The organism is Amycolatopsis sp. NPDC041971 (assembly GCF_055588925.1).
This window is the reverse complement of record NZ_JBVJCE010000015.1, coordinates 102,305-109,107: the sequence shown is the minus strand read 5'-3', so window position 1 is coordinate 109,107 and position 6,803 is coordinate 102,305. Positions and strand designations below refer to the sequence as shown.

Sequence of the window (6,803 nt, the reverse complement as noted above, 5' to 3'; positions counted from 1 at the left end):
GCCCCCGCCCCCCCCACCCCCCCCCCCCCTCCCCCCCCCCCCCCCCCCCCCCCCCCCTCCCCTTCCTCCCCCCCCCCCCCCCCCCCCCCCCCCCCGGGCCGGGGAGCGCGTTCAGCGGGCTAAACGCGCTCTGTTCGCGGGCGCGACCGATAGAGGTCGCGCAGGAGGAGGACCTCGGCCCCGTGGTGGATGGCCTCGCGGTTGATGTGCAGGACGAGCGCCGCGAGCGGGTACTCCGCGTACGGGCCTTCGGCCTCACCGCAGGGGCGCTCGAGGTCTTCGGCGGTGAGGCCGCGGACGCCGTCACGCCAGCGCGCGTAGGCGTCGTCGAGCTGCTCCAGCGCTTCTTCGGCCGAGGCCGCGTACGGGAAGGTCTCGTAGTCGACGGCCGGGCCGCCGAAGTGCGACGCGTTCCGCGTCGCGAAGACGCCGACGATCATGTGGGCGAGACGCCAGGCGATGGTCGTCACCGGCGGCGGGGAAGGTTCGGGATACGCCCAGTCGATGACGACTTTGCCGGTCTTGCTCACCTGGATCGTCCAGCTGTTCTCGGCGGGTTCCCAGAAGTATTCGTCGTCGCCGAGGGTGTCCAGCCGTGGTCGGAGATGCTGTGTCCAGTGCCTGTCGAGCTGTTCGGAGAGTTCCTTGCTCCAGTCGATGCCCATGTCTTCGACGGTAGGGCGCCTCGCGGTCATGCGCCGTCCTGAATCGCGAGGGGGTTGGCGGCGAGGTGACCCGGCCCACCTGGGACGATGGTGAGGAAGCGTACTGCTCTGATCTGGAGGTTTCAGGTGCCCAGTCCCACCGGTCCGGTACTCGTCGTGGACTTCGGGGCGCAGTACGCGCAATTGATCGCGCGCCGCGTGCGCGAGGCGCAGGTCTACTCCGAGGTCGTCCCGCACACCGCCGCCGCCGAGGACATCCTCGCCAAGGACCCCGCCGCGATCATCCTTTCCGGTGGTCCTTCCAGCGTGTACGCGGAGAACGCCCCCGCGCTCGCGCCCGGGCTGGTCGACGCGGGCGTGCCGATCCTGGGGATCTGCTACGGCCACCAGGTGCTCGCGCAGGCCCTCGGCGGCACGGTCGAGCCGACCGGGATCCGCGAGTTCGGCCGCACCGAAGTCCGCGTCGCCGGTGAAGGCGGCGTGCTGCACGCCGGTCTCCCGAGCAACCAACCCGCCTGGATGAGCCACAACGACAGCGTCACCAAGGCCCCCGAGGGCGCCACCGTGACCGCTTCGAGTGACGGCGCCGCCGTCGCCGGGTTCGAAGACGTCGAGCGCCGCGTCGCCGGCGTCCAGTACCACCCCGAGGTGCACCACTCGCCGCACGGCCAGGAGGTGCTCCGGCGTTTCCTGCACGACATCGCGGGCATCAAGCCGCAGTGGACGACGTCGTCCATCGTGGACGACCAGGTCAAGCGCATCGCCGAGCAGGTCGGCGACGGCCGGGCGATCTGCGGGCTCTCCGGCGGTGTCGACTCCGCCGTGGCGGCCGCGCTGGTCCAGCGCGCCATCGGTGACCGGCTGACCTGCGTGTTCGTCGACCACGGTCTGCTGCGTTCCGGTGAGCGCACCCAGGTCGAACGCGACTTCGTCGCCGCGACCGGGGTCAACCTGGTGACCGTCGACGCGCGCGAGCGGTTCCTCGACGCGCTGGCCGGGGTCACCGACCCCGAGGAAAAGCGCAAGATCATCGGCCGCGAGTTCATCCGCGTGTTCGAGCAGGCCGAGCGCGACCTCAAGGCCAAGGGCGACTACAAGTTCCTCGTCCAGGGCACGCTGTACCCGGACGTCGTCGAATCCGGCGGCGGCGAGGGCGCGGCGAACATCAAGAGCCACCACAACGTCGGCGGGCTGCCCGACGACCTGCAGTTCGAACTCGTCGAACCGCTGCGCCTGCTGTTCAAGGACGAGGTACGCCGCGTCGGGCTGGAGCTCGGCCTGCCGGAGACGATCGTGCAGCGGCAGCCGTTCCCGGGTCCGGGGCTGGGCATCCGGATCATCGGCGCCGTCGATGCCGAGCGGCTCGAGACGCTGCGCGCGGCGGACGCCATCGCGCGGGAGGAACTCACCGCGGCCGGGCTCGACGGCGAGATCTGGCAGTGCCCGGTGGTGTTGCTGGCCGACGTCCGCAGCGTCGGCGTCCAGGGCGACGGGCGGACCTACGGGCACCCGATCGTGCTGCGACCGGTCTCGTCCGAGGACGCGATGACCGCGGACTGGACGCGGCTGCCCTACGAGGTGCTGGAGCGGATCTCGACCCGCATCACCAACGAGGTCGCCGAGGTGAACCGGGTGGTCCTGGACGTCACGTCCAAGCCGCCGGGCACCATCGAGTGGGAGTGACCGCCCCCGCTCCGACTTGCGTTTAGCGGGCTGATCGCGATCTGCCGGACCCTGGGCACCCAGGCGACCGGATCGCGTTTAGCCCGCTAACTGCGCTCTGGGGCCCTTGGGCACCCGCGCGGCTCGGATCGCGATTAGGGGGCTAAACGCGATCGGGCGGGGTCGGAGCGCGGCGGCCGCCGGATCGCGATTAGGGGGCTAAAGTCGTTCCGCTCCGGGGTGCGAGCAAGGCGAAGGCCCCGGCGAGGGGCCGGGGCCTTCGGAGTGGGGTGGATCGTGAGCGGGGCCGCTAGCGGCGGCTCTTGCGCACCGAAGCGGCGAGAAGCAGGACGCCGACGAAGATCGCCCCGCCCGCCATGACCCACCGGAAGTCGAACTGCGGGAGCCAGGAGGCGCCGTCCGAGAGGACGTAACCCGACACCAGCAGCGTCGCGATCCCGACGATCAGGGTGAAGACGTCCACCCCGCGCTTCGCGGGCTGAGCCGACTGAGTCGACTGGGTCTGCGTGCTGTCGTAGTTGTCGTAGTCGTACTCAGCCACGACGCACCTCCACATTCCCGACGCCGTTTTCGACCTTCAGAGTGATCTTCTGCCCGTTGCTTCCCGGCGCGGTGAAGTCGACCGTGTCCTCGCCGATCCCTGAGCGGGACTGGCCGAGGCAGTCGAGCTCGCCCGCTCCCGTCTCGCAGGAGACGTTCACTTCGGCACCCATCGGCACGAGCACCGTCGAGTTACCCGCTCCGTTCGAGATCTTCGTGCTCACCGAAGCCCCCGCGGGCAGCTTGGTCAGGTCGATGGCGATGTTCCCTGCCGAACGGTGGTACTCCGGCAGCACTTCGGACACGTGGCTCGGCGTCGCCTTCAGATCGCCGATGCCGCCCTTCGCGGAAAAGTTCTCGAACGGGACCGTGGTGAGCGCCATCCCGACGATCGCGAGCGGCACCGCCAGCCCGATCAGCCCGCGACCGCCCCGCAGGAACGAACCGGCCACCAGCCCGATGCCGACCACGCCCAGGGTGAGCCCGACGACGTGCTGCGGGGTGAACCACGCCTCACCGTCCAGACCCAGGACGGTGCCGACCCCGGCCACCAGCACGGCGATCCCGAACGTCGCGGCGCCGATCTTCGACTTGCGGCCGCGAGGCGCCGGCGGCGCGGGAGGCGGCGGAGGAGTCTGCGGCGGCATCCCACCGGACGGCGAACCGTTCGGCAGGTCCCAAGCCGACGGGTCGGCCGCGAGCGGGTCCCAGCCGCCCGCGGTCGCCGTCGAGGTGGAGGTCGCCGACGCCGACGCCATCGAGAAAGCGGCCGTCGGATAGGCCGGAGTGGGCATCGTCGGCCGGTTGAACTGACCGCGGTTGCGGTGCAGCAGGTACAGCGCGACGGCCATCAAGGCGAAACCGATCAGGCCGGTGCCGTCGGTCATCCAGCCGCCGCTCAAGGTCCACGTGAGACCGGGGAACAGCAGGATCAGCAGCAGCACCGCGAACGCCGGCGAACTCGACGCGCGCCCCCGTCCGATCAGGCTCTCGAACGCGGAAACGGGGTCGCCCTCCCGCGGCAGGAACAGCCAGCCCAGCAGATAGACGAAGACGCCGAAACCGCCGAACACGGTCGCCGCGACCAGCGCGACACGGACCACGGTCGGGTCGATGCCGTACCGGTAGCCGATGCCGGCGGCGACCCCGGCGAACTTGCGGCCGGCCACCGGACGCACCGGCCTGCTCCGCCAGAAATCCTTGACGGTCTCCTCGAAGCCGGCCGCGGGGCCGCGCTTCGGAACGTGTGTCTCACTCCCACTCATGCCACAAAGAATGCGCTCCGGCGGGCCCTCACCACATCCGGGAAGGTCCCTGAGGTTTTTCCAGCGGGAAGAGTCAGGGGTTTCCCCGATGGATCAGTACCCCCTGGCGTGTGACCATGGAGAACGTGCAGGAATCCGCCCCCAACGACCTCGCCGAACAGGTGAAGCCGACGATCATCGAGCGCCCCCCGGTGCCCGTTTCCGGCAGCCTGTCCCCGGCACCGTTCGAGCCGCCCAAGATGTACCGCCGCCGCTCCGGCCGCGCCATCGCGGGTGTCGCCGGCGGGCTCGCCGACCACCTCGGCGTCAAGGTGCTCTGGGTCCGGACGGCGTTCGCGTTGCTGGCCGCGCTGAACGGCGTCGGCCTTCTCGCGTACGGCCTGCTCTGGGTTTTCGTCCAGCAGCAATCCGGTGAGGTCGAGCCGGAGCAATCCGCGCCGAAGGAGAAGCAGCAGGCTTTCGGCCTGATGGCGCTGGGTGTCGGCCTCGCCGTCGCCAGCGGCACGCTGACCGGCCTGATCAGCGGCTGGGTCGCCATTCCGCTGGCGCTGGCCATGATCGGTGCGGCCGTCGTCTGGCGGGAGGCCGACGAGTCGCAACGACGGCGCTGGCGCCTCGGCGCCAAGGGTGGTGTCGCCACGGCGTTCCTGGGCGGTGGGGGCTGGTCCGCCGCGATCCGCGTGGTCGCCGGTGTCGCGCTGGTGATGACCGGCATCGGCGTCGTCGTCCTGCAGAGCGGCAGCATCGACCAGGTCAAGTTCGCGCTGGTCGCCGTGATCGCGACGCTGTTCGGCGTGGCCGTGCTGACCGTCCCGTTCTGGCTGCGACTGGTCCGCGACCTGTCCGACGAGCGCACCGCCCGCATCCGCACCGACGAACGCGCCGAGATCGCCGCGCATCTGCACGACTCGGTCCTCCAGACTCTCGCGCTGATCCAGAAGCAGGCGGATTCGCCGCGTGAGGTCGCCCGGCTCGCACGCGGTCAGGAACGCGAGCTGCGCGGCTGGTTGTACGGGCCGTCGGGGTATGGCAAAAGCAAGAAGACCGAGGAAGAGGCCGTCAGCGGTCAGCTGTCCGAAGTGCTCGCGGCCGCGTGCGGCGAGGTCGAGGACGCGTTCGCGATCTCGGTGCAGCAGGTCGTCGTGGGGGAGGCCACGCTGAACGAGCCACTGACCGCGTTGGTCCAGGCGGCGCGCGAAGCGATCGTCAACGCCGCCAAGCACGCGGGTGTCGACGAGGTCAGTGTGTACGCCGAGGTCGAGCCGACGGCGGTGACGGTTTTCGTGCGGGACAGGGGCAAGGGATTCGACCCCGATGTCGTGCCGGGCGATCGGCACGGTCTGGCCGATTCCATCCGGGGGCGGATGGAACGGCACGGGGGCAAGTGCAAGCTTCGTACCGCACCGGGTGAAGGAACCGAGGTCCAGCTGGAGATGCCGGTCAAGGCGGGGAAGGGTGCGGCGTGAGGTCGCTATGCTCACTCCGACAGGGCGAGCGAGGGAGCATCGTGTGACGGAGAACCAGCAAACGCGGGAGCCGGTCAAGGTCTTCCTCGTCGACGACCACGCGCTCTTCCGCGCCGGCGTGCGCACCGAACTGGATTCGATCACCGACGACGTCCGCGTGGTCGGTGAGGCGGGCTCGGTGGCCGAGGCGGTCGCGGGCATCGCCCGGACCAAGCCGCAGGTCGTCTTGCTCGACGTGCACATGCCCGACGGCGGCGGCGCCGAGGTCCTGCGCCGGGTCCGGCCGGAACTGCCGGACGTCGTGTTCCTCGCGCTGTCGGTCTCCGACGCCGCGGAGGACGTGATCGCCGTGATCCGCGCGGGGGCGCGGGGTTACGTCACGAAGACGATCTCGTCGAAGGAGCTCGTGCGCGCCGTCGTGCGGGTTTCGGACGGTGACGCGGTGTTCTCGCCGCGGCTGGCCGGATTCGTGCTCGACGCGTTCGCCGACCGGCCGGGTTCCGCGCCGATCAGCGACCCGGACCTCGACCTGCTGACGCCGCGGGAACGCGACGTGTTGCGGCTGCTCGCGCGCGGGTACGCGTACAAGGAGATCGCGTCGGAGCTGTTCATCTCGGTGAAGACCGTCGAGACACACGTGTCGAGCGTGCTGCGGAAGACGCAGCTTTCGAACCGGTACGAGCTTTCGCGCTGGGCTTCCGACCGGCGTCTCGTGTAGGTGGCGCCTGTTCTCATCGGCCTGGTGGCCGTGTTCTTCCTCGGCATGGGGTTGCTCGGGCTCGCCGCGCCGGGACGGCTCATCCGGCCGTTCGGCATCACGCTGGAGTCGGCGACGGCGCGGACCGAAGTGCGCGCGGTGTACGGCGGCTTCGGTGTGGCTGTCGCGGTGCTGCTCGGTTTCGCGGCTTTCGACGTCGGCGGGATCCGGCGGGGCGCCGCGATCGCGGTGGCCGTCGCTTTCGTCTGGATGGCTGCGGGCGGCTGGTCGCGCGGTTCGCCGAACGACCGGAGCGGTTCTATCCGAGCCGGCTCTACTTCTGGGTGGAGCCGGTCATGTCCGCCCTGCTCGTTGTCGCGGTCGCGTCGGCCTTTTGGGGGGGGAAAAGGCGCGGTGTAACCCCCCGACACCCACCAGCCTGGCTTCGTCCCTCCAAGCAGAGTCAAAAACAGGGTTCTTGCTACTC

The 6,803-nt window shown here is 70.3% G+C and carries 6 protein-coding genes and 1 pseudogene; 4 read left to right on the top strand and 3 right to left on the bottom strand.

What is annotated here, in order from left to right:
* Positions 1-119: 119 nt before the first annotated feature.
* Positions 120-665 carry a DinB family protein gene (locus ACZ6DT_RS27285; protein WP_465600303.1) on the bottom strand — a complete coding sequence of 182 codons (546 nt, stop codon included), beginning with the start codon at positions 663-665 and terminating at the stop codon, positions 120-122.
* A gap of 126 nt (positions 666-791) precedes the next feature.
* Here ACZ6DT_RS27285 and guaA point away from each other — a divergent pair, with 126 nt between their 5' ends.
* Positions 792-2,348 (top strand): glutamine-hydrolyzing GMP synthase, encoded by a 1,557-nt coding sequence (gene guaA / locus ACZ6DT_RS27280; RefSeq protein WP_465600300.1) that lies wholly within the window; start codon positions 792-794, stop codon positions 2,346-2,348.
* A 289-nt stretch (positions 2,349-2,637) separates the two neighbouring features.
* On the opposite strand, the gene ACZ6DT_RS27275 is transcribed toward guaA, so the two are convergent.
* Together ACZ6DT_RS27275 and ACZ6DT_RS27270 are read right to left on the bottom strand one after the other, a co-directional pair.
* A complete protein-coding gene (locus ACZ6DT_RS27275; RefSeq protein ID WP_465600297.1) occupies positions 2,638-2,889 on the bottom strand; it encodes a hypothetical protein in 252 nt (83 codons plus the stop codon).
* Complete coding sequence (locus ACZ6DT_RS27270; protein ID WP_465600295.1) at positions 2,882-4,153, bottom strand: PspC domain-containing protein; 1,272 nt, start codon at positions 4,151-4,153, stop codon at positions 2,882-2,884. Before ACZ6DT_RS27270 ends, ACZ6DT_RS27275 begins: the two co-directional genes overlap by 8 nt.
* 110 nt (positions 4,154-4,263) lie before the next feature.
* On the opposite strand from ACZ6DT_RS27270, the gene ACZ6DT_RS27265 reads away from it, so the two are divergent.
* The 3 genes and pseudogenes from ACZ6DT_RS27265 to ACZ6DT_RS27255 all read left to right on the top strand — a co-directional run.
* A complete protein-coding gene (locus ACZ6DT_RS27265; protein WP_465600293.1) occupies positions 4,264-5,619 on the top strand; it encodes a PspC domain-containing protein in 1,356 nt (451 codons plus the stop codon).
* A 43-nt stretch (positions 5,620-5,662) separates the two neighbouring features.
* Positions 5,663-6,337 (top strand): response regulator, encoded by a 675-nt coding sequence (locus tag ACZ6DT_RS27260; RefSeq protein ID WP_005165099.1) that lies wholly within the window; start codon positions 5,663-5,665, stop codon positions 6,335-6,337.
* A pseudogene (locus tag ACZ6DT_RS27255) lies at positions 6,338-6,696 on the top strand (DUF4345 family protein); the annotation flags it as partial.
* Positions 6,697-6,803 lie beyond the last annotated feature (107 nt).

Coding starts and splice junctions, on each gene's coding strand:
- ACZ6DT_RS27285 (WP_465600303.1), bottom strand. CDS start 665: ATGGGCATCGACTGGAGCAAGGAACTCTCCGAACAGCTCGACAGGCAC.
- ACZ6DT_RS27270 (WP_465600295.1), bottom strand. CDS start 4,153: ATGAGTGGGAGTGAGACACACGTTCCGAAGCGCGGCCCCGCGGCCGGC.